General features: G+C 57.8%; 19 protein-coding genes. 10 read left to right on the plus strand and 9 right to left on the minus strand.

The genetic code is table 11. The features are described from left to right. Nucleotides 1-88 precede the first annotated feature (88 nt). The 4 genes from KW838_RS00135 to KW838_RS00150 form a co-directional block, all read right to left on the minus strand. A complete protein-coding gene (locus KW838_RS00135; RefSeq protein ID WP_102701656.1) occupies nucleotides 89-1,054 on the minus strand; it encodes an HlyD family secretion protein in 966 nt (321 codons plus the stop codon). Nucleotides 1,055-1,058: 4 nt separating this feature from the next. Then, a complete protein-coding gene (locus tag KW838_RS00140) occupies nucleotides 1,059-1,259 on the minus strand; it encodes a DUF1656 domain-containing protein (RefSeq protein ID WP_095966728.1) in 201 nt (66 codons plus the stop codon). Continuing rightward, the gene (locus KW838_RS00145; protein ID WP_102701657.1) at nucleotides 1,249-3,384 is read right to left on the minus strand and encodes an FUSC family protein; all 2,136 of its coding nucleotides are present in this window, start codon (nucleotides 3,382-3,384) and stop codon (nucleotides 1,249-1,251) included. Before KW838_RS00145 ends, KW838_RS00140 begins: the two co-directional genes overlap by 11 nt. 85 nt (nucleotides 3,385-3,469) lie before the next feature. Beyond that, nucleotides 3,470-7,732 carry a hypothetical protein gene (locus tag KW838_RS00150; RefSeq protein ID WP_218499965.1) on the minus strand — a complete coding sequence of 1,421 codons (4,263 nt, stop codon included), beginning with the start codon at nucleotides 7,730-7,732 and terminating at the stop codon, nucleotides 3,470-3,472. Between the two features lie 277 nt (nucleotides 7,733-8,009). On the opposite strand from KW838_RS00150, the gene KW838_RS00155 reads away from it, so the two are divergent. The 3 genes from KW838_RS00155 (at nucleotide 8,010) to KW838_RS00165 (ending at nucleotide 12,419) form a co-directional block, all read left to right on the plus strand. Next, the gene (locus KW838_RS00155) at nucleotides 8,010-9,065 is read left to right on the plus strand and encodes a tetratricopeptide repeat protein (RefSeq protein WP_102701659.1); all 1,056 of its coding nucleotides are present in this window, start codon (nucleotides 8,010-8,012) and stop codon (nucleotides 9,063-9,065) included. Nucleotides 9,066-9,249: 184 nt separating this feature from the next. Continuing rightward, nucleotides 9,250-10,752, plus strand: a complete 1,503-nt coding sequence (locus KW838_RS00160; protein ID WP_102701660.1) for an ATPase domain-containing protein — start codon at nucleotides 9,250-9,252, stop codon at nucleotides 10,750-10,752. Next, nucleotides 10,749-12,419 (plus strand): response regulator, encoded by a 1,671-nt coding sequence (locus tag KW838_RS00165; RefSeq protein WP_218499966.1) that lies wholly within the window; start codon nucleotides 10,749-10,751, stop codon nucleotides 12,417-12,419. The genes KW838_RS00160 and KW838_RS00165 overlap by 4 nt, the downstream gene beginning before the upstream one ends. 4 nt (nucleotides 12,420-12,423) lie before the next feature. Here KW838_RS00165 and KW838_RS00170 read toward each other — a convergent pair whose 3' ends face one another. From KW838_RS00170 to KW838_RS00190, 5 genes are all read right to left on the minus strand, one after another. Further along, nucleotides 12,424-12,801 (minus strand): response regulator, encoded by a 378-nt coding sequence (locus tag KW838_RS00170; protein ID WP_007970583.1) that lies wholly within the window; start codon nucleotides 12,799-12,801, stop codon nucleotides 12,424-12,426. Nucleotides 12,802-12,878: 77 nt separating this feature from the next. Next, complete coding sequence (locus KW838_RS00175; protein WP_102701662.1) at nucleotides 12,879-14,060, minus strand: hybrid sensor histidine kinase/response regulator; 1,182 nt, start codon at nucleotides 14,058-14,060, stop codon at nucleotides 12,879-12,881. Then, on the minus strand, nucleotides 14,054-14,647 hold the full coding sequence (locus tag KW838_RS00180) for a chemotaxis protein CheB (protein ID WP_102701663.1): 594 nt from the start codon (nucleotides 14,645-14,647) through the stop codon (nucleotides 14,054-14,056). The genes KW838_RS00175 and KW838_RS00180 overlap by 7 nt, the downstream gene beginning before the upstream one ends. Beyond that, the gene (locus tag KW838_RS00185; protein WP_102701664.1) at nucleotides 14,644-15,459 is read right to left on the minus strand and encodes a protein-glutamate O-methyltransferase CheR; all 816 of its coding nucleotides are present in this window, start codon (nucleotides 15,457-15,459) and stop codon (nucleotides 14,644-14,646) included. The genes KW838_RS00180 and KW838_RS00185 overlap by 4 nt, the downstream gene beginning before the upstream one ends. Then, nucleotides 15,459-18,950 (minus strand): response regulator, encoded by a 3,492-nt coding sequence (locus KW838_RS00190; RefSeq protein WP_218499967.1) that lies wholly within the window; start codon nucleotides 18,948-18,950, stop codon nucleotides 15,459-15,461. Before KW838_RS00190 ends, KW838_RS00185 begins: the two co-directional genes overlap by 1 nt. A 257-nt stretch (nucleotides 18,951-19,207) precedes the next feature. On the opposite strand from KW838_RS00190, the gene KW838_RS00195 reads away from it, so the two are divergent. From KW838_RS00195 to KW838_RS00225, 7 genes are all read left to right on the plus strand, one after another. Next, nucleotides 19,208-19,570: a response regulator gene (locus tag KW838_RS00195; protein WP_102701666.1), complete on the plus strand. Its 363-nt coding sequence runs from the start codon at nucleotides 19,208-19,210 to the stop codon at nucleotides 19,568-19,570. Between the two features lie 74 nt (nucleotides 19,571-19,644). Continuing rightward, entirely contained in the window at nucleotides 19,645-20,940 is a 1,296-nt protein-coding gene (locus KW838_RS00200; protein ID WP_102701667.1) for a glycosyltransferase, read from the plus strand. A gap of 212 nt (nucleotides 20,941-21,152) precedes the next feature. After that, a complete protein-coding gene (locus KW838_RS00205; RefSeq protein ID WP_218499968.1) occupies nucleotides 21,153-22,028 on the plus strand; it encodes a phospholipase in 876 nt (291 codons plus the stop codon). Nucleotides 22,029-22,205: 177 nt separating this feature from the next. Continuing rightward, a complete protein-coding gene (locus KW838_RS00210; protein WP_218499969.1) occupies nucleotides 22,206-23,084 on the plus strand; it encodes a phospholipase in 879 nt (292 codons plus the stop codon). 108 nt (nucleotides 23,085-23,192) lie between these two features. Continuing rightward, nucleotides 23,193-24,098 carry an AraC family transcriptional regulator gene (locus KW838_RS00215; protein WP_218499970.1) on the plus strand — a complete coding sequence of 302 codons (906 nt, stop codon included), beginning with the start codon at nucleotides 23,193-23,195 and terminating at the stop codon, nucleotides 24,096-24,098. Between the two features lie 340 nt (nucleotides 24,099-24,438). Further along, a complete protein-coding gene (locus KW838_RS00220; protein ID WP_218499971.1) occupies nucleotides 24,439-25,749 on the plus strand; it encodes a sugar ABC transporter substrate-binding protein in 1,311 nt (436 codons plus the stop codon). Nucleotides 25,750-25,902: 153 nt separating this feature from the next. Beyond that, nucleotides 25,903-26,829, plus strand: a complete 927-nt coding sequence (locus KW838_RS00225) for a carbohydrate ABC transporter permease (RefSeq protein WP_218499972.1) — start codon at nucleotides 25,903-25,905, stop codon at nucleotides 26,827-26,829. Nucleotides 26,830-26,832: the final 3 nt, after the last annotated feature.

Raw genomic sequence — 26,832 nt, forward strand, 5'->3', positions numbered from 1 at the left:
AGCGGGCTTGCTCGCGAAGGCGGTGTGTCAGGCAATGCAAATGTCAAATGACACACCGCATTCGCGAGCAAGCCCGCTCCCACAGGGGTTATTGTTGATCTTTGGATTTTTGGTTTTCCTGAACGGTCACGGTGGCCGTGGTCCCCGCCCTGAGTTTGTCTTTACCGGCATAGTCGGCATCGATCTCGATCCGCACTGGCACCCTCTGCGCCAGTTTGATCCAGGTGTAACTGGGGTTGATGTTGGCCAACAGGCGACCGCCTGGCAGGTTTTCCCGGTCGGCAATGGCAAAGGCAATGCTCTGCACTTTGCCGCCGAAGGTTTCGCCACTCATCAACTCGATCCTGACCCGGTCGCCCTCGCCGATCCGCGGCAACTTGGTCTCTTCAAAGTAACCGCTGACATAGAACGAATCGCTGTCCACCAGCGCCAGCAATGGCCCCCCGGCCGAGGCGTAGTCGCCCTCCCGGGTCAGCAGATTGGTGACAAAGCCGGTCACCGGGGAGACGACGTGGGTACGCTGCAGATCGAGCTCCGATTGGGTCAAGGCCGCGATGGCCAGTTGCACGTTGGCTTGGGCCAGCACCAGGTTGGCCTGATTTCGCAGTAGATCAGCCTGGGCCACCGACACATCGGTGTTGGCTTTTTCCCACTCTTCGCCGGAAATCGCCGAACGATCCTTGAGCGTGCGCCGCCGTTGCTCCTCGCTCTGACGCTGCTTGAGCAAGGCCTCGCTGGCGGTAATGGACGCCTGGGCCTGTCCGAGCGAGGCTTTCGACACCTCGACGGCACGCTTGGCATGCTCCACCGCCAGCGTGTAACGCGCCGGATCGATCTCCAGCAGCGTCTGGCCCTTGTTCACATGTTGGTTGTCCTGCACGGCCAGGCTGACGATACGCCCCGAAACATCGGCGGACAGAGTCACCACATCGGCACGCACCCGGGCATCCCGGGTCCAGGGGGCACGGGTGTAATGCTCCCAGGCGAACCAGCCCAGGATCAGGGCCAGCAGTACAACCGCCAGCGTCGTAAGTCGGGGAAGGATGTTCTTCAAGGCATCAGACTCCCATCACCAGTATCAACGTGGCGCAGACGCAGACGTACAACGCGCCTTCGAACAAGGCCTCATGCCAGACGAACTGCAGCACACCGAAGCGCCGCAGCACCCAGTCCAGCAGCAGGAAAATCGGCAAACCCAGCAGCAACGCCTGGGCAATCGGGGGCAGATAGGCGCCACCCACTTCCAGATCAATGGGCAAGGACAGGGTCTCCTTCAATGGCGGAGGGTTGAAAGTAGCCGCGATAACGCTCGACGAACGACACCACGATCAACAGCGCCACGCGCATGCGGAACACCGACCACAAACGCTCATGGACATCGGTATGCAAGGCATCCAGTTCGTCGCCCAGGGCGTGCAGGCTATCGAGCACCTGTACCACTTCGACCCCGGGCCGGCCGGCGACCAGCCTGCCCGTTTCCCGGACGGTGGAAAACAGGCGACTTTGCAGATCCGGACTCAACAGTGCGTTGTTCTGCCCCTGCTGCCTGAGCTGATTCATGGCAATCCCCAGTGCCATGCAGGCCAGGCTGACTTGAAAGCGCTCACGGGATTGTGGTTCCTGCGTTGCCGGCAGCAGCCCCAGCATCATGGTCAGGCGATCAACCATGCGGCTCTCGAAAGCAAACTGCTGTTCATCGGTCGGCGCGGTTTTCAGCAAGGCGTACACCTGCTCGCAGTTCTCTTTATAAAGCCGTCTCATGCGCAAATCCGGCCTGAACGGAAAGATCAGCGCATAGACGCTCAACGCCAGCACGGTCGCGCAGGTATAGGCCCCGGCAAATTCGAACCACTGGATCGCGGTGTTTTGACCGATACCCACGTTCAACGGACCGAGCAGCAGAAACGTAGTGAGCCCCAGACCAATGCCGGTGCCTGTCGTGGCCGGACTGGCCAGCCCCACCGCAACGGCATAGAGCAAGGGCGCCAACAGCAAGGCAAGCATCTCGAAATTGCTGATCATCGGCACGAACATGAACTGCAGGAGCGCCGAGGCCACCAGTGCCAGCCCGAAGCCCCTCGCGTAGCTTTGCACGGCCAGCAGCGGCCTTGGAAAGGTCGACATCAGCGAGCAAAGGATGCCCACCAGCACCATCCCGCCTCGTGCACCGTCCCAGCCGGTTTCGATCCAGATCAGGCCGCAAATCAACAGCGCGGAAAAAGCCCGGATGGCGTTCATGGTCGCCAGGGTGAAGTCCAGGTGCAGCGGATTTTCCCGCCCGCGAAACACGCTGCTGGCCGGTCGCCCGCTCTGGATGGCGTCACTCAACTCTAGAATCTGCTCCAGCTGCTGCAACAGGCGAGCCTGCTCCCAGCGCAGCGACCAGGCCAGCGAGCGCAAGGTGGCCGGCAACGGCTCGGTCAATTGTTCGGCTCTGTAGGCCAGCTCATCGAAGCGTTGTTGCAACGACGTGAAATGATGGCGCTGTTCACTGGACAGCGAACGCCCCTGCTGCGCCAGTTCATCGAGAAAGGCCAGTTCTTCGGCGCGTATCCGTTGAATTTCCTCAGGCAACTCGCCCTCCCAGCGCTCGGTCAACAACAGCCGCTGATGGCGCAGGGCGGTCAGCCGCGCGGTCAACAACACCAATTGGTTGCCCAAGAGTTGCACCAGGCCGTTGGCACTGCGCAACCGCGGCGCATCGAAGTACATGTGCCGGCGCACGCCCTCCAGGCCGCTGATCTGGCCCAACAGCTGCATTTGTCGCTGCTGGAAATCGGCTTCGCTCTCTTCGGTGCGCAGGACGGCGCTGGCATGGGTGGCCAGCAACCGGATGATCTGGTCGATCCTGGCGAAGTAGTCACGGGCCACGGTTTCCGGCCTGGCGGTCAGCAGGCTGACCAGACACACGCAGGCCACCGCCAGCAAGGTCTCGGTGACGCGGGTCACCGCCAGCAGAAACATGCCGTCCTGATCCGGCACCGCCAGCAAGGCCACCACCACGGCGGTGTAGCCGCTGAGGACAAACGCCTGGGAACTGGTATAGCGCAACAAGGTGCCACCGGCAGTGCACAACGCCAGCCACAATGCCAGGGTGGTAATGAACGGCAGCGGAGCCTGGGGAAAGATCGCCATGATCAACACCGCCACGGCTGCGCCCAACGTGGTGCCGATCACCTGGCCAAAACTGCGGGCCAGCACCATGCCCCCCAGTGGCTGGCTGATGATGACCACGGCCATGATCGACCACTTGGGCTGGTCCAAATCGAACAAAAACGCCAGGTACAGGGTCAATAACCCGGCTGCGATGGTTCGCAAGGCAAACAACAGCACCCCGGGGCCGGGGTTGAGCATCGCCTTGAAGTATTGCAGTAGCGCTTGCATGGGAAAGCCTGTCGGACTGTCTCCAGCAAGCGTAGTCATTTGTGCGGCGCCTCGACAGGAATCCCTGCCGAGGCGATGTTCAGGTTTATTGGTTGGCCCGCTCGCCGCTCAGAGGGAAAGTAATGCCTGTACTATTAGTTGCTGCTTTCTGCATCGGAAGTTTAACACTTGAACCATATTTAGGAGTGCTTAGTGCAACACTTCTGCCGATGGCCGCTGGGTTAGGGATGAAATTCCTTTTAGCGTCATAAGCGCCTAGTATTTTTTCAGGAGGAATGTCATTTGGGTAGTTGATTTCGTAGGCCTTTTTCTTATGTTTTGAACCGGGATTAGTTGCCAATTCCTGATTGTAATACATATGAAAACCGTCTATATCTCGACCATCAACGACATACGTATACCCTCCTTTTTTACCCCCATAATAAAACGCCCCCTCTTTACCCCCCTCATAATAAGCAGAAGTTGATATCCCCTTCCCGTCCAGACCAAGTGCATTTGCATCTCCGCCAAAACCACCCTGCATTCCATTAATCTGCTTTATATCCGTATATTCCTTGCGTAACTTGAAGCCTTCCTTGAAAATTTCGCTTGGCGGGCGCATGTCCCCTCGCATGACGACCCCCCTATACATATAACCCTTTGATGGCCCAGCAAAATACGTCACCCCCGTGCTATCCATTAATTTCTGCGCCACCTGCGGCCCACGATTCAATCGCATAAACCTGTTTGCAGTTCGATAACTTATAAACTTCCGGTCAACCTTTGAAAGTATTTCCAGGAAATCCTTCTCCACAGGAGCGACCCATCCGGGCATTTTCTTTACTGCTTCCAGAATGGGATTTTTTGGGGGTTTTATCGGTAAATATTTAGCTACATCATCCGACACACGCCCTGACGAAGCCATCCGCTCGATTACTTCATTGCCAATTTTTTTGTATGAAGACTTGGGAATAGCTTTACCAGTCACTTTCCCTATAAATGGCCCGACAAGTTCGAAAATGGCTCCACGCAACGCATTGGCCTTGTGTTGGGCTGCCAGGCCCGGATCGTCCTCCAGTTCACCTCGTACAAAAGTTGCAGCTGCCGAGCCAACGCCGAACAACATCGACAGTCCCGCTGCTACAGCACCAGGGCCAGGAATAAATGCGGTGCACATCGACAGCATGGCAAGTGCATCGGATACGAAGTTCAACATGGCATCTGTTATGCGCTCGGCTGTGGTTGAGGTCAACATGTCTATGGCAGCCTTGACCTGATCACCTTGTCTTTTGAAAAGCTCCTCATAAATCGGTTCGACATCACTGTCTTCCCATCCAAACAGAATAGGCTCATAGGGTAACTTCCCGTCTATCTTTTGTGAGAAATGCAAAGGAAGGTTAAACAAGCCAAGAAAATCAATTGGTTTCGGTTTTAATTTTTCAGGATCGATAAAACCAAGACTATACTTGAAGTCATATTCGTCCCGCCCCAAAAGTTCATTCACAGCAATTCGCATGGACAAATTACCTCGCAACTCTGGAAACTCTTCGATTGACTTCGTTCTTTCTCTCAATTCTGGAGGGTGCTCGATCACCGTGCTGTTCCCACCCAAAAAAACGAACAACCCTCCCGTACGACTCCCGTCGTGCAAAAAAACAGCGTTACTCACTTTGTCAGGGTTACTGAGAGCACCATCACGAATCGAGATCGTTCGCGCCTTGATCTTGCCTTCAAGAAATTTCTTTGCAATATCCATATTTTGCGCTGCGCCCTTACCTTCCCGCAGGAATATTTTCAGGGCGCGCTCCAGTTCTTTTTGCTTGCCAATCTTCCAAAAATCAAAAACACCTGGCTGTGAAAATACTTCCTGCGACTGCTCCTTGTACAACTCCTGAAGATTCATCCCGTCAACCTGTGCAATAAACTGCGACGTGTAACGATCAGGCCACGATATGAAAATTGATTTGCCCGCAGCTTCTTTTTTATGTTGCCCCGCAAATAACTGTGCCAGATCAAACTCTTTGTTAACAATCTCTGTAGGCCCGTGCGCCACTGCCAACGCTCGAAACTGAACTTTGAATTTGGTTTTATAACCCAGCGTTGACTTTATGTCCTCCGGCAGATTCGAACCAGCGATGGTGTCCTTGATGACTGTCCGTATAAAAACTGAAGGATCGGAAACCTTTTGCAGACCTTCAAGCGCATTGATGAAGCTCTCAGCTGCCTGACCAATCGTCATGCCAGGCGCTATTTCCTCGTCCGAGCGACCTGGTGCGCGAGCGTTTAATGAGTGTTGTCCCGCCTCGATTAGCCAACGAGCAGAAGCATGTGCGTATACGCCTTTTTCATTTACTTGTATTTTTGCTTCAATGTAACGCGAACCGCCCAGGCTTCGCTTCCTGCGCACGCCACCATGGATGTCATCAGTTTCCACCTGAGCTGAAGCATGCTCCGTGGTTGAACCTCCTCCTGAATATTCCTCGAACTCCTCGAATTCCTCGTGAGCATCGGCAGCCGCCAACTGGATAATTTCTTCGAGATAATCCTGGTAAGTTACATCGGCACTACCGTGGATGGTCTGCTTTAAAAGCACCTCGATATCTTCTATCAGCTGTGGATCGTCGCCCGGATCAAGATAGTCGGATTTGCTGATTCGCTGTAGAACCTTATCTGCAAAGTCTGGCTGTTCATCAAGGAGCTCAGTGATGCCCTCTATTGTATTTTCATGAACAACGAATGCTTCATCAGGTTCAAAGTCAGGTTTTGAGTTCGATTGTCTTGCTTCGGCAGTTTCGTCATTGGCAGGCAGAAGCCAACTGATGTAAAAGTTGCTGATCGCCACGTAGGCAGCAAAGGCTCCTGCGGGAACGAGCGGATTGCGCTCTATCAAGTCTCCCGTTCGGCTCAGGACCGCGACGCCCGTGCTGAGCAACCGCCCACTCATTGCACTCAGCCAATTGCCCAGTTGATTTCCCAGTGCGTCCATGTCGGGCATACGGGACCAGAGTGAATCGGATGGCAGAGCTTCGGTTGTCGGGTTGTAGACATGTTCATTCAGCAGAACTCTAACCTGTTCAAGCTCATTGGCATAAGCGCTGTTCCAGGGCGTAATGCTGTTGATGAACCGGGTTAAAACGCCGTCCAACTGCGCGGCAAACTGTTCGAACGAATGGGAGGCGGCATCGGGTTGATGTCCCGACAAATCAGCCGAGGATGCCGGCAGATCTTCGGTTGCCCCCCTGCTCGTCTGGTCGTCTTGTGTCGAAGCGGGTCGACCGATTGCAATATGCCTGCTGTCCAATCTCAACGCCCCGAACGAATCCAGCACATTGCAAACCCACAAAAGCCTGGCAGCAAAACCCTCGGGAATGCTCGAGCCTTTTGTGCTGACGTTCAAGTAAAAGTCGGCGTTGCGCTCGAATGCCTGCAAGGTCGATAGCAGAGGCGTGGACTTCTCGGTGGTTGGCTTTGCATCTTGCGCGGGTTCCGATGAGTTCATCGGCGTTGAAAATGAATTCGATGGCTCGAGCGGGCTTTCCAACCAGCGGGGGTCGATCAGCCACTCCTGCCAAGTCTGTTTATCCTCTTCAGCGGGTTTAAGCTGATTGCAGATCGCCTCGACCTCTATCGGAAAGCGGTTCGGCCACCGCACTCGCCCGCTTTGTTCCGGCTTGCGCAGTTCATCAAGGAACTTGACCAACTGCTGATGCGCGTCCTTGGGAGAAGGCCGAACAACACACGCGTCTTCAAGCATCATCAGGGCGCTTTTGAGCACGCTTTCACCTGAAGGACGAATATAGGTCCGGGCTTGCTTTGTAATTTGCTTGAAAGCCCCCCACTGGGAGTCTGTAAGCAACTCGTTGTTTGCGATTCGTTCATTCAGCAGCGCTGTTGAACGATCCAGCTGTGACTGGATAAAGCCCGTCACCCGCTCGGTGTTTTGTCCACTCGTAAGCCCAATGTTTTCACCCAGCTCCAACTGCCATTGGCCGGGCGGCAAATGACAAACCACATCAACTATATCTTTCAAACGATTGTCGGTCCTCGATCCCAATGGTCGGATCGAACGTAACATTGCGTCTGCAAATAGATCGGCAATGGCTTGGCCTGTGTTCGTTTGCAAAATACCGCTTCTCAGAACAGCTAGTATTTCTTGCTCGGTAAGAGACGCCGTCTGCAATTGCGCCTTGAGTTCTGACCACTGCTGTTCGAGATCATCCTGACCGGTGAAGCGATCTTCGAAGGCGTTGCGCGCGAGCATTGGGGGTGGAATATCGACATTAGCGCCCGTGGGCCTTGCAGGTGCACGACCGGACTTGTGCAGAACCAGGGGCGTGTTCTCGGTATGCCGGACCTCGTCGGAAACCAACGTTCGCTTCTTTTGATCGCAGGTTGAAGAAGTTGTGGGTGACGCATGTCTGATGCTTGTGACGCTAGGAGGGAGAGGCACTCGGGATTTTCCGTTTCAGCTGACTCAGTCGTCGCGAGCTTAAGCACTGTCACGGTAAACAACTTGTAAAAAACGCTACTGAACCGCCCACCAGGAACATGGCGACGGCAACTCAGAGCCACGCAGGTTTGACTCCCTTCTCGGACTGATCGAAGCTGGCACTCTTTTGCTGATGCCTCATCTTCCGGATTTTTGCATGCCCCAGTCCCGCCGCTATCTGTTTATCAGCCTCTTCGCCCTGCTCGTCATCGGCCTTGCAGGGTTTTTCCTGCGCGATACCACGCCAGTGGTTCCCGAAGCCATCAAACACGGTTACAGCGAAGCGCTGGCAGCGGCCCGGGGTGGTCAACCCGGTGCCGCGCGGGTGCTCTATCAGCAGTTGGGGCGTCCGGACCTGTCCCCCAAGCGCCGTGTCTGGCTGCATGCCGAGCTGCCCAATTATCCAAGCTCGGTGGCCCTGAAACTGGCGGATGCCGACCTGCAGAACGAGTCGCCCGAAGTGCGCATCGCCGCGATCAGGAGCATCAGCGCCCTGGTACCGAACGGCCAGCGCAGTCTTTTGCTGGGGCCATTGCTCGACGACAGCGAACAGAACGTGCGGCTGGCGGCGATCAATGCGCTGCTGGGCTTGTCCCCGGATGAACTCGGCTTGTATTTCGGGCCGCTGGAGCAAGCCATCGATGCCTGGGAGCTGGTGCTCAAGAGCGAACCGCAAAGCGCCGAAAACCAATACCAGCTGGCCCGATTGCACCTGCACAACGCCGAACTCAAGGAGGCGCAACAGGCACTGGACAACACCCTGCGCCTGGCGCCGGACAACCTGCCGGCGCTGGTGCTGCAAATCGAAGTGCTGGACAAACAGGGCCAGAACGACGCCGCCCGGCAGCTATTGGCCAGGCAACTGCAGGCACAGCCCAACTCGGCCTATCTGCAACATGCCCTGGGGCTCTGGCTACTGCATCACGACCAAAGCGAATTCGCCCTGCTCGGCCTGTCCAGGGCCGTTGAGCTTGAGCCCGATAACCGGGATTACCGCTACGACCTGGCGACCACGCTGCGCGGTGAGCAGGAACTCGAAGCGGCGCAGATACAGTTGCAGGAGATCGTCCAGCGCCATCCGAACGATCGCAAGGCACGGGTGCTGCTGATCAACTATTGGAAGGAAAGCGGGCAGTTGCAAAACGTGCAGATCCTGACGGCCCAGCTCGAGCAGATGAACCCTGATGATCCGTCGTTGCAACAGGGGCTTTAAAAGCAAAAGATCGCAGCCTTCGGCAGCTCCTACAGGGTAGGTGCAGGAGCTGCCGAAGGCTGCGATCCTTTTGCGTTAAAAAAGGTTGAACGCTCGTCCGGGCCAGGGGTCAAGTGAAAAGGCAGCCCGTTGCGGCACTTCCAATTGGCTGCCTCATTGCTCCTGGCCACGAGAGGACACTTATTTGTCTCTAACCAACGAATTGAACAGTACCAAGGCGGCCACCGGTATCGAAGGCCTGGACGATATCCTCGATGGAGGATTGTCCCGCGGCCATGTGTTTCTACTGGAAGGCGAACCGGGAACCGGCAAGACCACGGTGGCGCTGCACTTCCTGTTGGCCGGCGCGCAAGCCGGCGAGCGCTCGTTGTACATCACGCTGTCCGAGACCGAACGCGAGCTGCGCCAGGGCGCCTTGTCCCATGGTTGGGAGATGGATGACAACGTCCACATCTTCGAGCTGACGCCTCCGGAAAACCTGCTCAATGCCGAACAGCAGCAGACGCTGCTGTATTCCTCCGACCTTGAACTGGGCGAGGCCACCCGGCAGATTTTCGAAGTGGTCGAACGGGTCAAACCGACCCGCGTCGTCCTGGACAGCCTTTCCGAAATTCGCCTGTTGGCACAGAGCTCGCTGCGCTATCGCCGGCAGATCCTGGCCATCAAGCATTATTTCGTGCGTTATGACGCCACGGTCCTGCTGCTCGACGACCTGACCACCGAGTCACTGGACAAGACCGTGCACAGCGTCGCCCACGGCGTGATTCGCCTGGAAGAGTTGACGCCCAATTACGGTGCCGAGCGACGGCGCGTGCGCGTGGTGAAGTACCGCGGCCAGAAATACCGGGGCGGCTTTCATGACTTCACCATCACCAGCGACGGCGTGCATGTATTTCCGCGTCTGGTGGCCGCCGAACATCGCGGTCAATACCTGCGCCAGCAATTGACCAGTGGCATCCGGGAAATGGATGCGCTGCTGGGCGGCGGTATCGAAACCGGGTCCAGCACCTTGATTCTCGGTCCGGCCGGGACCGGCAAATCGCTGATCTCCATGGTGTTCGCCGCCGCGGCGGTGGCCCGGGGTGAAAAAGCCGCGTTGTTCATCTTCGATGAAGAGCTGGGGTTGCTGTACGAGCGCATGAAGAACATCGGCATCGATTTGCAGACCCTGCAAGACAGCGGCAATCTGCTGGTCGAACAGGTGGACGCCGCCGAGCTGTCTCCCGGCGAGTTCTCCCACCGGGTCCGGCGCTGTGTCGACGAAGGCAATATCAAGACCGTGGTGATCGACAGCATCAATGGCTATCAGGCAGCAATGCCGGAAGAGAACGCCCTGGTGCTGCACATGCACGAGTTGTTGCTGTACCTCAATCGAAAAGGCGCCGCGACCTTCATGACGGTGGCCCAGCATGGCCTGGTCGGCGACATGCAGGCCCCGGTCGACATCACCTACCTGGCCGATACGGTGATCCTGCTGCGTTACTTCGAAGCCCTGGGCAAGGTACGCCGGGCCATTTCGATCATCAAGAAACGCACCGGCAGCCATGAATCGACCATCCGTGAATACCGCATCAGCGCCCAGGGCATGACCATCGGTGAACCGCTGGAAGCCTTCCAGGGCGTACTGCGCGGGGTGCCCACCTATCTCGGGGCCAGCAACCCCTTGCTTGCGGAAGATATCCGGTGACTGCGCTGCTGGCGACACCCGAGCGCACCCTCATCCTTGCGCCGCGAGGGCGTGACAGCCAGATTGCCTTGATGATGCTCAACGAAGCCGGGTTTCACGGGGTGATCAGCCAGGACCTGCCCGGACTGTGCGCCGAGCTGGAGCTCGGTGCCGGCCTGCTGCTGATTTCCAGCGAAGCGCTGCTGGGCAGTGATCTCGAACCGCTGATCCGGCTGATTGAACAGCAGCCCGCATGGTCGGACCTGCCGATCGTGTTGATGACGCACCATGGCGGCCCGCAACAGAATCCGGCATCCCGTTTCGGCCCGCAATTGGGCAATGTCACCTTCCTCGAACGGCCCTTTCACCCGATCACACTGATCAGTCTGGTCACCACCGCCTTGCGCGGACGACGACGACAGTACGAGGCCAGGGATCGGCTGATCGACCTGAGCCAGAGTGAACTGCGCCTGCAAAACACCCTCGAAACCCTTGAGCAGCAGGTGGAAGAGCGCACCGCGCAACTGCGTCACAACGAAGAGGCGCTGCGCCAGTCGCAAAAAATGGAAGCCGTCGGCCAGCTCACCGGCGGCATCGCCCATGACTTCAACAACATGTTGACCGGCATCATCGGCAGCCTGGAATTGTTGCGTCGACGCCTGGCCCGGGGGCGTACCGAAGACCTGGACAGCCTGATCGACCTGGGGGTGACCTCGGCCAACCGCGCGGCGGCCCTGACTCACCGCCTGCTGGCGTTTTCCCGCCGCCAGTCGCTGGACTCCAAACCCGTGGAGATGAACGCCCTGGTGATCTCCATGGATGAACTGCTGCAACGCAGCATCAATGAAAGCATTCGCCTGGACATGCAACTCGACGAGCAACTGTGGGTGGCCGAAGCCGACCCCAATCAACTGGAAAGCGCCCTGCTCAACCTGGTGATCAACGCCCGCGACGCCATGCCCAATGGCGGCAGGCTGGTGGTCTCTACCTCGAACCGGCACCTTGACGAGGACTTTGCTCAGTCCCAGAGCAATCTCGATGCCGGTGATTACGTCGTGCTCAGCGTCACCGATACCGGTTGCGGCATGGCGCAAAGCATCGTCAACCGCGCCTTCGACCCGTTCTTCACCACCAAGCCCATCGGCCAGGGCACCGGGCTGGGTTTGTCCATGATCTATGGCTTCAGCAAGCAGTCAGGCGGTCATGTCGTCATCCACAGCGTAGTGGGCGAAGGCACCACGGTGAGTCTGTTTCTGCCACGCTTCGGGGGTGACCTGCCTCAGGAGCATCCGGTCAATGTCGGACACTCGCCCTTCGCCAACAATGGCGAGACGGTATTGATCGTCGAGGACGATCCGGCGGTGCGAGTGCTGGTCAGCACGGTGTTGAGCGACCTGGGTTATGCCTTCGTCGAAGCCTGTGATGGCGATAGCGCGGTGCCGATACTCGATTCGGCCCAGCGCATCGACCTGCTGATCAGCGATGTCGGCCTGCCCGGCATGAACGGCCGGCAACTGGCGGAAATCGGCCGGCAACTGCGGCCCGATCTCAGGGTGCTGTTCATCACCGGCTACGCCGAGCACGCCGCCGTGCGCGGCGGGTTCCTCGATCCGGGCATGCAGATGATCACCAAGCCGTTCACCTTCGACCTGTTGACGGCGAAGGTGCGGGAGATGATCAGCGCCTGAATGCTTACGAAAGCATGTCCTGCATCAGTTCCTGCAACTTATCCAGATCGAATGGTTTGTCCAGGATCGGCGCCTTGCGCGTGATCGGGCTGTCGGTCTCTCGGATTTCCTGGGCATAGCCACTGATGAAAATCACCTTGAGTTCCGGTCGCAGCTTCACGGCAGGTTCGGCGATCTGCACGCCGGAGATTCCACCGGGCAGGCGGAAGTCGGTGATCATCATGTCCAGGTGGGGTTTGCTCGCCAGGATTTCAAAAGCCTGTTCGCCGTTTTCGGCCTGCAATACGCGATAACCCTCGCCCGACAGGTAAGCGGACAGCACCATCAGAATCGAGGGATCGTCCTCGACAACGAGTACTACGTCTTGTGCATCTTCGCTCATGGGAAGCCTTTGTTCGGTCATTTGCTGCTGATACGACCGTGGGGTCGGTCAGAGGTTGCGTTTATCTGGCTGTTTTCCTACAGCGGCAGACAAACGCGAAACAAGGCGCCCTCGCCAATCCGGCTCTGGACGGTGATTGTACCGCCATGGGCGGTCACGATCTGTTCTGAAATAAACAATCCCAGGCCCAGTCCGGCGACGGCCTGCCTGGCCGATACGCGCTCGAACTGCTGGAATATGCGCGTCTGGTTTTCTTCGCTGATCCCGATCCCCTGGTCGCGCACGTCTACCAGCGCCTGGCCTCCTTCACTGTATACCTTCACCGTGACCGGGCTCTTGGCTCCGTAGCGCAAGGCATTGGTCAACAGGTTGGATATGACCTGCTCAATCCGAAATTCATCCCAGTTTCCGATCACCGGTTGCTCGGCATCGAGGGTGACCGACGTTTCGGCGGCGTCGATCTGCCGTGAAAAGTTGTGCAGCAAATCGCGAACCAGCGTCGAAAGATCGAACCGCGTCGGCCGGATCGACAGCTTGCCGGTGCGAATACGCGAGACATCGAGCATATCCTCGATCAGGCGAATGAGGCTTTTGATCTGCCGCTCGTCGCGGTCGACCATGGCGTGCATCTTGTCCAGGGTGAAGGCGGCGGCATTGTCGCGGGCCAGGTGCATCTTGCGCAGCTGGGTTTCAAGGATCAGGCCGTTGAGCGGCGTGCGCACTTCGTGGGCGACGATGGACATGAAGTCATCGCGCATGCGCACCGCCTGCTGCAGTTCCAGCTGGGTGTTCTGCAGTTGCTCCAGCAGGGCTTCCTGTTCGCGGCGACTTTGCTCAAGGGCCAGCACTTGCTCCTTCATCGCCTTGCTCTGGCGATACAGGTCGACGAACACATTGACCTTGCTCTTGACCGCGTGGATGTCCAGCGGTTTGTGCAGGAAGTCCACGGCACCGCTTTCGTAGCCCTTGAACGCGTAGTTCATTTCACGCCCGGCGGCGCTGACGAAAACGATCGGGATGTTCTTGGTTTTTTCGGTGCCGCGCATCAACTCGGCCAGCTCGAAGCCATTCATGCCCGGCATCTGCACATCGAGGATGGCCATGGCGAATTCGTGTTGCAACAGCAGTGACAAGGCTTCGTCGGCGGACAGCGCCTTGTACACAATCCGGTCCTCACGCTTGATCAGCGCTTCGAGCGCCAGCAGATTTTCCGGCAGATCGTCGACGATCAGCAGTTTGGCCTGGATATTACTCAGCATGCGATTCGTTCCAGCTCGACAAGCAGACGGCCGATGCCGCGTACAGAAAGTATGTGGTCTGGCTGATGCATATCCAGCGCAGCCTGGGGCATGGTGGCGACCTGAGCCTCTTGCGGGTCTTGCACGATGGTCATGCCACCGTTCTGTTTGACCTGGGCCAGCCCGCGCGCGCCATCGCGGTTGGCGCCTGTGAGCAAGACAGCAGCAAGCCCGGTGCCGTAGGCATCGGCAGCCGATTCGAACAGGTAATCGATGGCGGGTCGCGAATGATGCACTCGAGGCTCCAGGCTCAGGGAAAAGCTGCGGTCCCGCTCCACCGACAGGTGATAACCGGGCGTGGCGAAATACAGCGTGCCGGCCTCGACTGCGGTCTTGTCGCAGGCCTCCAGCACCGGCATGGCAACCCGGCGGGCAAACACATCCGCCAGCTGGCTGCGGCGTTCGTCCGGCAGGTGCAGCACGACAATGATCGGCAACGCAAAACCTTCGCGCAGCGGGCCGAGGATGTTCAACAGCGCCTCGACGCCACCGGCGGAGGCACCGATCACGATCGCTTCGACAGCTGGCAGGCTCGTTGCACTGTTCATGTTTTTCGATAGATCCGTTCTTGTTTGACCAGCGGCTCGAATTCATCGCCAAAAGCCGAGAAATCCGGGGTTTCCTTGCTGCCCAACACCAGGAATCCGCGATGGCAGAGGGACTCATGAAACAGTCCGAACGCCCGATCCTGGAGTTTTTTATTAAAATAAATCAATACGTTACGACATGAAATTAATTGAGTTTCGGAGAACACACTGTCCGTCGCCAGGCTGTGATCGGCGAAAGTCACGTTCTCGCGCAGTGTCTTGTCGAAAATCGCGTACCCATAGGCCGCCGTATAGTAGTCGGCAAACGAACACTGGCCACCGGCCTGCTGGTAATTAGCAGTGTAGGCGCGGACGTTCTCCATCGAGAAAATCCCTTGCTTGGCTTTTTCCAGGGAACGCGGATTGATGTCGGTCGCGTAGATGATGGTACGGTCGAGCAAGCCCTCTTCGCGCAACAGGATGGCCATCGAATACACCTCTTCCCCGGTGCTGCATCCGGCGATCCAGATCTTGATCGAGGGGTAGGTTCGCAGCAGCGGTACCACTTCCTTGCGGATGGCCAGGAAGTGCGAGGGGTCACGAAACATCTCGCTGACCGGGATGGTCAGCAATTGCAGCAATTGCATGAAAGCGGCCGGATCGTGCAGGACCTTTTCCTGCAACGCCGAGATGGTCTGGCACTCGAACTGACTCAACGCATGGTTGACCCGACGCTTGATCGACGCGCCGGAGTAATCGCGAAAATCGTAGCTGTACTTGAGGTAAATCGCCTCGATCAACAAGCGCAATTCGATTTCACTGCTTCGCTCCACTAGATGCGTTCCATCTTCGGTAACCACACGCGAATCAGCGAAAACAGGCGGTCCAGGTCGATGGGCTTGGCCAGGTAATCGTTGGCCCCAGCTTGCAGGCAGCGCTCCTGATCGTCCTTCATGGCCTTGGCCGTCACCGCGATGATCGGCAATTTGCGCCAACGCGGGACCTTGCGGATTTCAACGGTGGCTTCAAAGCCATCCATCTCCGGCATCATCACGTCCATCAACACCAGATCGATGTCCTCCACTTCATTGAGTCGTTCAATCGCTTCCCGGCCGTTGCGACCAATGACCACGATTGCGCCCTTTTGCTCCAGCGCGCTGGTGAGGGCGAAAATGTTGCGCACATCATCATCCACCAGCAGCACCTTGCGGCCTTCGAAGACCCGGTCGCGACTGCGGGCGACCTTGAGCATCTTCTGCCGGTCATGGGACAACCGTGATTCGACTTTGTGCAGAAAAAGTGTCACCTCGTCCAGCAGCCGCTCCGGCGAGCGCGCGCCCTTGATGATGATCGAACGTGAATACTTGCGCAGTTCAGCCTCTTCATCGCGGGTCAGGTTGCGCCCGGTATAGACGATGACGGGCGGAAAGGAGCAGATGTCTTCGGTGGACATGCGCTTGAGCAAGTCGTTGCCGAGCATGTCAGGCAGCTTGAGGTCGATGATCATGCAATCGAAGACCGACGTGCGCAGCAGGTCCAGTGCCTCCTGCGCCAGGCCAACGGCGGTGATCTCTATGTCATCGTCGCCGATCAGGCGGGCAATGCTGTCGCGCTGCAAGTCGTCGTCCTCGACCAGCAGCACACGCTTGACCTTCTGGGTCAGCTTGGCCTCAAGGCGCGCAAATACGTCCTTGAGTTCCTCGCGGGTGGTGGGCTTGACCGCATAACCGATGGCACCCATGTGCATCGCCGCTTCGACCCGGTCTTCGACCGAAATCACATGCACCGGGATGTGCCGGGTTTCGGCGTGCTCTTTCAGGCGTTGCAGCACGGTCAGGCCGGAATGATCCGGAAGCCGCATGTCCAGCAGGATCGCGTCGGGGATGAAGGCCTTGGCCAGGTCGTAGCCTTCGTCGGCGCCATGGGCCACCAGGCATTGATAACCCAGCTCATGGGCAAGGTCGTAGAGGATGTGCGCAAAGTTCGACTCGTCCTCCACCACCAGAATGCAACGGCTGGTGAACGGCCCCTTGTGGCGATCGTCGTCGAAACGCGCAATGTCGACTTCGGCCACCAATGGCGACAACGTGGGCGCCACTGCATCCGGTGCAGCCGCCACCGCAACGGCCCGCATCGGTTCGACAGGCACGTCGCCCGGTTCCACGTACTGCTGCGGCAAGACCAGGGTGAACACACTGCCCTGCCCCGGTTTGCTGGTCACGCTGATGGAACCGCCGAGCAACGCGGCCAGATCACGGGAGATCGACAAGCCCAGCCCGGTGCCGCCGTAACGCCGGTTGGTGGTGCCATCGGCCTGACGGAAGGCTTCGAAAATGCTGTCGTGCTGATCCGCCTCGATGCCGATCCCGGAATCGCGGATGCTGAACGCGATGCCGTCATCCGGCGCCGCGGCGACGGACAGGCCGACGCTGCCGCTTTCAGTGAACTTCACGGCGTTGGACAACAGGTTCTTGAGCACCTGCTCCAGGCGCTGGCGGTCGGTGAACAGCATCGGCGGCGCGCCGTCGAGCAAATCCACCTGGAAATCCAGCTGCTTGTCCGTGGCCAATGGCTGGAACAGGCCGCGCAGGCCATCGACCAGGCGCGCCACGCTGGTGTTCTCCGGACGGATTTCCAGCTTGCCGGCCTCGACTTTGGAAATGTCCAGAATGTCGTTGATCAGGTTGAGCAAGTCATTGCCGGCGGAGTAGATCGACTCGGCGAACTTCACTTGCTCGGCCGTGAGGTTTTCTTCCGGGTTTTCCGCCAGCAGCTTGGCCAGGATCAACGAACTGTTGAGCGGCGTGCGCAGCTCGTGGGACATGTTGGCGAGGAATTCGGACTTGTACTTGCTCGAACGCTGCAATTCCAGCGCGCGCTCTTCGAGCTGGATCTGCGCCTGATTGAGTTCGGTGTTCTTCAGGTCCATGGCGTCGCGTTGCTCGGCCAGCACTTCTGCCTGCTCGGCGAGTTGTTCGTTGGTCTGCTCCAGCTCCACCTGCTGGGTTTCCAAGTGCGCCTGGGACTCCTTGAGCACCCGCGACTGTTCTTCGAGCTCTTCGTTGGCGGTCTTGAGCTCCTCCTGCTGCACCTGCAACTCTTCATTGAGCTGCTGGGTTTCGGCCAGCACTTCCTGCAGGCGCTGGCGATAGCGAGCGGCCTCGATGGACGTGCCGATGTTGCCGGCAATCAACTCCAGCAACGCGACATCGCGGTCATCCAGCGGACGCAGGAAACCCAACTCGATCACGCCATTGACCCGGTCGTCGTCGCTGGTCGGCACCACCAGCACACTGCGCGGCAAACCGTCACCGAGGCCGGAGCTGACCTTGAAATAATCCCCCGGCACCTCGTCCAGGCGAATCAGCCGCGCCTGCTGCGCCACCTGGCCGACAATGCCTTCATCGCTGTAAATCTGCTGATCCCGCTCTTCCTGTTCGCGGGAAAAACCGTAGCTGGCGATGCGTCTGAGACCGCCGTGGTCTTCCCGAACATAGATCGCCGCCACGGCGGTACCGAGGTACTGCGCGCAAAACTGCAGGATGTTGCGTCCCAGCAGGTTCAGGCTCAACTGTCCCAGCACCTGCTCGGCGAGTTCGGTCTGGCCGTTGCGCAGCCAGGCCTGTTGCTCCAGGCGCTGGGCACTGGCTTGCTGGGCGGCGAGATTGACGCTGTAGCTTTGTGAAAGGCTGAGCAAATCGCGCCGCCCGACATACGCCAGCAAACCACTGACGCCGGCGATGAACAACAGATAGAGGCTGATGCTCCAGACCGTGGTGCGCCGCACCTCATCATTGCGCGTGGTGCGCAACTGTTGTTCGCTGTCGATCACCTCCTCGAACTGCTTGCGAATTTCATCGGTCAGGCGTTTGCCGCGCCCTGCCTTCACCACCGAGCGATAATCACCGCTGCTGCGCTGCAGATCGATCATCGATTGCGCATAGCTGGCCCACTCCTGTTGCAACGCCTGCAACCGCAGCAAGCGGTCGGTCTGCACCGGGTTGTCGGCAGTGAGCTCGAGCAAGGTGTTGAGGGCCACGGCAATCCGCGGCTTGGCGGTTTCGTAGGGATCGAGGAAATGCTCGTCACCACTGAGCAGGAAACCGCGCATCCCGGTTTCCAGGTCCACGGTCAGCTTGACCGCTTCATTGGCGTTATTGATCACCCGGTCGGTGTGTTCCACCCACTGGATCGTCGACAGCAGATAGCTGATCAGCGAAACGAAGAACACCGCGCTGATAAGGCCCAGCCCCAACGGCAGGCTGATATTGCGGCTCAGGAGTTTACGAAATCGTTGCTCATCAACCGAGGACGCGGAGGTCATGGGGCAGGCCTTGTCGTACTGTCAGAATGCAAGGAGTTTGCCCCAAAACTGGTACATGGATCCATTTTTCTGACATGTTTTCGCGCAAACTCCTACATTCCGCTGCGCCCACGCTAAACAGCGGGTTATCCTTGCTGACCTGCGTCGCCTGCTTTTTTGCGCCGCCTCGGGAACTTGTCTGGAGCTGCCACTTACTGATGCAAGAGGCCGGTGATTTCCAGTGACCGGCAATGCCAATCTTTTTCAGGAAGTCCACTATGTCATCCGCCAACGCCTCCACCATCCTCGTCGTCGAAGACGATGCCATCGTGCGCATGCTGATTGTCGACGTACTGGAGGAACTGGAGTTCAAGGTGCTGGAAGCCGACGGCAGCGAACAGGCGCTGGAGACGCTCAGGGACTCTAACCAACACATAGACCTGATGATGACGGATGTCGGCCTGCCGGTCATGGATGGCCGCGAACTGGCCAAGGAAGCACGTGTCTTGCGTCCTGCCCTGCCCATCCTGTTTGCCAGCGGTTATGCCGAAAGCATCGACGTGCCCGCCGACATGCACGTGATCGGCAAACCCTTCTCCATTGATCAGTTGCGCGACAAGGTAAAAAGCATTATCGGGTGACCTGGCGATCCACTGTGGTTTAATGCGCGCCTTTTTTGTCCCTGCCCTGTCTTCGCTTCAAGGAAATTCCGTACATGAGTGAGCCCCGCGCAACCAAAGTCCTGGTCATTGGTTACGTCTGGCCCGAGCCCCGCTCTTCCGCGGCCAGCGGGCATGTCATGCAGATTCTCGAGATTTTCCTGGAGCAAGGCTGGGATATCACCTTCAGCAGCCCGGCAGGTTTCGGCGAACAGCGCGCAGACCTGACGGCGCTGGGTATTCGTGAAGTACCCATCGAGTTGAACAACAGCAGTTTCGACGCATTCATCAGTGAACTGGCGCCGGACATCGTGCTGTTCGATCAATTCATGATGGAGGAACAGTTCGGTTGGCGGGTCGAGAAGTATTGTCCCGATGCGTTGCGCGTGCTGGAAAGTTGCGACTTGCAAAGCCTCAGGCAGGGTCGGCATCAACGCCTCAAGGAGCGCTTGAAGGCCAGTGAAGACAACAATGACTTCAGCGGCCTGTTCGCCCCGGCGTCGCGTGAAGAATTTGAACACATGGCCAATACCGATCTGGCCAAGCGCGAAATCGCCTCGTTTTATCGTTGTGATTTGACGCTGATGGTTTCCGAAGTGGAAATCGAATTGCTGGTCGAGCAGTTCAGAATTCCGCGCAACTTGCTGCACTGGTGCCCATTGATGGTCGATCTTCCGGCCGGCGCGCCAGTAGAGTACGAAGATCGCGCGCATTTCCTGCACATCGGCAACTTTCGCCATGCGCCCAACTGGGATGCCGTGCTCTGGCTGAAAACCGCGATCTGGCCGCTGATCCGCGCGCAGCTGCCTGATGCGCAGTTGCACATCTATGGCGCGTACACCCCGCCCAAGGCCACTGCCCTGCACAACGCGGCACAGGGCTTTCATGTGCTGAACTGGGCAGAAGATGCCTTGCAGGTGATGTCGAAGACGCGGGTGTGCCTGGCACCGCTGCGTTTCGGTGCCGGCATCAAAGGCAAGATCGTCGATGCGATGCTCTGTGGAACACCCAATGTCACCACGCCAGTGGGCGCGGAAGCCATGCACGATCAAGAGCCCTGGCCCGGTGCCATAACCCGTACGGCGCGCGAATTCGCCGACAGCGCCGTGCGGCTTTATCAGGACAAGGCGCAGTGGCTTGTCGCCCAGACCCAGGCCCGTCACCTATTGGCCAGCCGCTACCCGCAGTCCACCCATGGCCCTGCGTTGATCGAAAGGCTGATCGAATGCCAAAGGCATCTGCCACAGATCAGGCGCGATAACTTTACCGGCAGCATGTTGCGCCATCATCAACACAAAAGTACCCAGTACATGGCGCAATGGATCGAGGAAAAAAATCGCAATCAAGCATAAATTTTGTAGCGCTCGTCCATATCCCCATCAAAACGCCGACAGGATACTCACTGAATTCCGTCGGCGTTTTGCATTTCAGGGTGGCTAACCTATTCAAGGCACCGCGACGCTGTAGATAAGTAACACCCCTCCCTTTGTCACTGCGGATAGTTTCGGGCTGCCTGGAACCTGAAGCCTTCAGGTTGCCAGTGCATTCAGACAAAGGAACAACCATGACAGTCAAAAAAACGGAATTTATCTACAAACAGAACTGGATGAGCAACATCCTCGACGTAGACAGATTAAAACTCACCGATATTGTCTGGCCCTGCACCCATAACGCCGGCATGGACAAAAAAGCACCTGATTTTGATGATGTGACCGGTAACTGGACCACTTGCCAGAGCGATTCATTTGCCTGGCAACTGGCCAATGGCGCACGGGCCTTGGATATTCGCCTCGAATACGCGGAAGATCCGAAACCGGTTTTTCACTTTCAGCACAGTGGCCATCGCTCGGGTCGAGTACTGGACGAGTTGATCGAGGCATTGCTGTCGTTTCTTGATCACAACCCGGATGAATTCCTCGTACTGGACTTTCATGAACTCAGGGATGGCGGCAAACCTTTCGATTATAAGAAGCTCAACGACCAACTGGTGCGGCGTCTCGGGATGCGGGTCATACTTCCCGCCAACAGGTATGCCACCGTGGGCGAACTCAAGCGCTCCAGTACAAGCCGGCGAATTGTCATGGCAGCGCAGTTCAGGCCTGGTCTGGACGATAACTATTTCTGGCCGCGCATCCCCGACAAATGGCGCGACAGTACATTCACCGGTTCCGGCGATCTGCGGACCCATATTGCGAAAACCCTGGAAGATGCGCCTTACGACACATTTTTTTGGTCATTGTCGGCAACTGCGTACACGCTATTTGGCGGACCAAGGAATATCAAAGAAAAGATCAACGACTGGTTCAATACCACCGGAGACTGGGTGACGCGTTGCAGCATCATCAATACCGACTTTTTCGACACATCTGAAATTGTCCGTTACTGCTGGAGTGCCAGCAGCATGAAGGCCGTTTACGGCCTCTCACTGCACAAGACATGATCGAGGCGAGAAACAATAAAGTGCGCAGGACCGGCACTCGCTGGCCTGCCGCTACCGAACATCCCGTATGAAGTTGATGATTGACCGCGCGCGCCCCACCACAAAATACTTGATCGCCTTTAATCAACACTACTTTGGCGCAACTTGTTATTCATCAATCAATGCAAGGACGCATTCATGAACAATACGACCCGAAACGATTACGCACTCAATAACTGGATGAGCGCTACACCGGCAATCGATAACCTCTCGCTTGGTGAACTTACACTACCCGGCACACACAATGCGGGGTGCGACTGGCAAGCGAGCTATCCACTGATCCCCGGCGCGCACTGGCTGGCCTGCCAGCACGGTTCGTTCGCAGCTCAACTCAACAACGGCTCACGCGTACTCGATTTACGACTGGACTTTGACGGCCCGGCCATAGAGTTTGAAAAATTCCGATTCCAGCACAATGGCTATCGCTCATCTCGTAACCTGTTGGATTTATTTGCTGCAGTGAATCTGTTTTTACGCGATAACCCTGACGAGTTTGTGATTCTGGATTTTCATCAACTCAAGGACGGGGAACAATCGTTCGACTACGCACTCTTCAACGAGATGATGCTCCGTTATCTTGGCCAGAGAATAATCCCTACCGGCAATAGAGGCCTGCCACTTGGCGCGCTCAAGAAAATCAGCGGCAAGCAACGAGTTCTGGTAACGGCCCAACAACATCCGGAGTTAAATCCCGACTGGTTCTGCAATAAAATCGAACACAAATGGAGCGGGATTGGCGACACCAGTGTCAAGGAACTGGAGCAGCACATCACGAACGTGTTGAGGACGCCACCTCCCCGCAGCAGCTTGTGGTCACTGTCCGCCACAAGCTACTCAATAGCTGGAGGCCCCGTCGATATCCATGATGAACTGGATAACTGGTTTGATCCCGCCTCCCACGACCGAAGCGAAAGGTGCAACATTATCAATGTCGACTTCATGGAGGAGTCGCAACTGGTTGCCTACTGCCGAAGCGCGAGCTTGATAAATGCCAGAAGAGCCAGAAAAGCCAGATAGTCGCGAAAGCCGAGAAGGCTCCTGTCAGGTTGCGCGACATCGACAACTGGCATTAGCCCCCCCACAAGAGGCATGATCAGGACGCGATAACAAGAAAAGTGTATCGACATGCCCCGTACTGCCAGAGTCACCGATCCTTCCTACGAGTTGATGGACGACCACAATGGTTTGTCCATCATTTACCGCCAGCATGGTTTCCCCTGCCCGCTGGTGCGCTGGCATTTCCACAAGGAATACGAGTTGCACCTGATCGTCGCCAGTTCCGGCAAGGTGTTCATTGGCGATTACATCGGCAACTTCTATCCGCAAACCCTGTTCCTGACGGGCCCCAACCTGCCCCACAACTGGATCAGCCAGGTGGCCGAGGACGAAGTGGTGCCCAAGCGCGACATGCTGGTCAACTTCACCGACGAGTTGTTCGACAGCGGCTATCAAGTGTTCGCCGAGCTCAAGACCCTGGCCCCCTTGCTGGAACGCGCGCAATACGGCATCGAGTTTCGCAGCAAGCACACCATTGCCCAGGCCATGCAGTTGATGCAGCGTATTGCCGATACCAGCGGCATGACCCGGCTCGGGCATTTTTTCATCCTGCTCGAATTGCTCGCCGCCACCGACGACTACCAATTGCTCTCCGGCGCCACGACGCCACAGTTGGCCGACGAGAACAACATCGATCGTACCAACCGTGCGGTGGATTACATCTTCGCCCATTACGGCCGGGAATTGCCGCTGGAAGAAGTCGCCGAACATCTGGGCATGAAACCCACGTATTTCAGCCGCGTATTCAAGCAGGCCACCGGGCGCAATTTCATCGAATTCGTCAATCGCCTGCGCATCAGCAAGTCCTGCGAGTTGCTGGCCGATGGCAACAAACCGGTCACGGACGTGTGCTTCGAATCCGGCTTCAACAACATTTCCAACTTCAACCGGCGCTTCCAGCAGCTCAAGGGCATGACGCCTTCGCATTACCGGCGATTGGTGGTGCAGCGGCTGACCGAGCAAAACCTCGGCTAGATGCGATCAAATGTGGGAGCGGGCTTGCTCGCGAAAGCGGAGTGTCAGGTTGAGAAGTGTCGCCTGACACTCCGCTTTCGCGAGCAAGCCCGCTCCCACAAGGGGTCGTAGCCAAGCTCGAAACCTGTACGGATTGAATATCGCCCCATCGCTGAAAACCCCTTCCTTGCGTCTACCCCCCTAAAGTTCAGTGCAAAAAAGTATCGATCAAAGTGCGATGGATGATTTGTCTAGCCCGCCATTGAAGGTTGTAATCCGTGCACATTCTTCCTGCCTTCGGAAGACACAAAAACAATAACTGTCCTTCTGTAACCCGACGGGTGCAGAAAAGGAGTGCACGATGCAACCTTCGGTAAAAGCCCTGCTTGCCCTCACCTGCATGACCCTCAGCAGCGTCAGCCTTGGTGCCCAGACGCTGACCATCGCCACCGTCAACAACAGCGACATGATCCGCATGCAAAAGCTCTCGAAAACCTTCGAGGCCCAGCACCCGGATATCAAGCTCAATTGGGTGGTGCTCGAGGAAAACGTCCTGCGCCAGCGCCTGACCACCGACATCGCCACCCAGGGCGGGCAATTCGACGTGCTGACCATCGGCATGTACGAAGCGGCACTCTGGGGTGCCAAGGGCTGGCTGGAGCCGATGAAGGATTTACCGGCCAGCTATGCCCTGGACGACGTGTTCCCGTCGGTGCGCGAAGGCCTGTCGGTCAAAGGCTCGCTGTACGCCCTGCCGTTCTACGCCGAAAGCTCGATCACCTATTACCGCACCGACCTGTTCAAGGACGCCGGCCTGAGCATGCCCGAGCGCCCGACCTGGGAGCAGATCGCCGAGTTCGCCGCCAAACTGAATAAACCCGGACAGGAACAGTACGGCATCTGCCTGCGCGGCAAGGCCGGTTGGGGCGAGAACATGGCGCTGGTCACCACCATCGCCAATGCCTATGGCGCGCGCTGGTTCGACGAACAGTGGCAGCCGCAATTCAACGGGCCCGAGTGGAAGAATGCGCTGAACTTCTACGTCGATACCATGAAGCAATCCGGCCCGCCGGGTGCATCGAGCAACGGTTTCAACGAAAACCTGGCGCTGTTCAACAGCGGCAAATGCGCGATCTGGGTCGATGCCAGCGTTGCCGGCTCGTTCGTCACCGACAAGGCCCAGAGCAAGGTCGCCGACCACGTTGGTTTCACCTATGCGCCGCATCAGGTCACTGACAGGGGCTCGGCCTGGTTGTATTCCTGGGCGCTGGCCATTCCGAGCAGTTCCAAGGCCAAGGACGCGGCGAAAACCTTCAGCGCCTGGGCCACCTCCCGGGAATACAGTGCACTGGTCGCGGAAAAGGACGGCATCGCCAACGTGCCGCCGGGCACCCGGGCCTCGACCTACAGCGAGGCCTACATGAGTGCGGCGCCGTTCGCCAGGGTTACGCTCGAATCGCTCAAGGCCGCGGACCCGGGCAAGCCGACGCTGAAACCGGTGCCTTATATCGGCATCCAGTTGGTGACCATTCCCGAGTTCCAGGGCATAGGCACCCAGGTCGGCAAATCCTTCTCGGCGGCGCTGATCGGCCAGACCACGGTCGACCAGGCCTTGGCGGCGGCCCAGCAAACCACCGAGCGTGAGATGAAGCGCGCGGGGTATCCCAAGTAACCCGCACCAGCCTGCTCCTGCTTACTGTGGGAGCGAGCTTGCTCGCGATGAGGCCGTCAAATTCAACATTTGTATCGACTGACAGTCCGCCATCGCGAGCAAGCTCGCTCCCACAGTTGAACTTCATTGCCTGTACCCAAACGGTTTAACGCCATGAATACATCAACTGCCAAAGCTCACATGGACATTGCCCTACCCCTGCGCAAAAGCCGCGTGACCAATCCCGGCTGGTTTCTGGTCAGCCCTTCGGTGGCACTGCTGCTGTTGTGGATGATCGTACCGCTGGGCATGACCCTCTACTTCTCGATCATTCGCTACAACCTGCTCGATCCCGGCGAGAACGCGTTCGTCGGGCTGGAGAACTTCACCTACTTCCTCACCGATTCAGGCTTCCTGCCCGGCGCCACCAACACCCTGTTGCTGGTGGGCAGCGTGCTGTTGATCAGCGTGGTGTTCGGTGTGCTGATCAGTGCGCTGCTGGAGGCCAGTGAGTTTTTCGGTCGCGGCATCGTGCGGGTCATGCTGATCTCGCCCTTTTTCATCATGCCCACGGTCGGCGCGCTGATCTGGAAGAACCTGATTTTCCACCCGGTGTCGGGGATCCTCGCCTACGTCTGGAAACTGTTCGGCGCACAACCGGTGGACTGGCTGGCGCACTACCCGCTGCTGTCGATCATCATCATTGTCTCCTGGCAATGGCTGCCGTTCGCCATCCTGATCCTGATGACCGCCATGCAGTCCCTCGACCAGGAACAGAAAGAGGCCGCACGCCTGGACGGTGCCGGCCCCATCGCGATCTTCTGGCACCTGACCCTGCCGCACCTGGCAAGACCGATTGCGGTGGTGGTGATGATCGAAACCATCTTCCTGCTCTCGGTGTTCGCCGAAATCTTCACCACCACCAACGGCGGCCCCGGCTACGCCTCGACCAACCTCGCTTACCTGATCTACAACCAGGCGCTGGTGCAGTTCGACGTCGGCATGGCCTCGGCGGGCGGCTTGATCGCGGTGGTCATTGCCAACATCGCGGCGATCATTCTGGTGCGGATGATCGGCAAAAACCTGACCGACAAAGCCTGAGGC

Source organism: Pseudomonas sp. PDM27, assembly GCF_019219205.1.
Classification (GTDB): domain Bacteria; phylum Pseudomonadota; class Gammaproteobacteria; order Pseudomonadales; family Pseudomonadaceae; genus Aquipseudomonas; species Aquipseudomonas laurylsulfatiphila.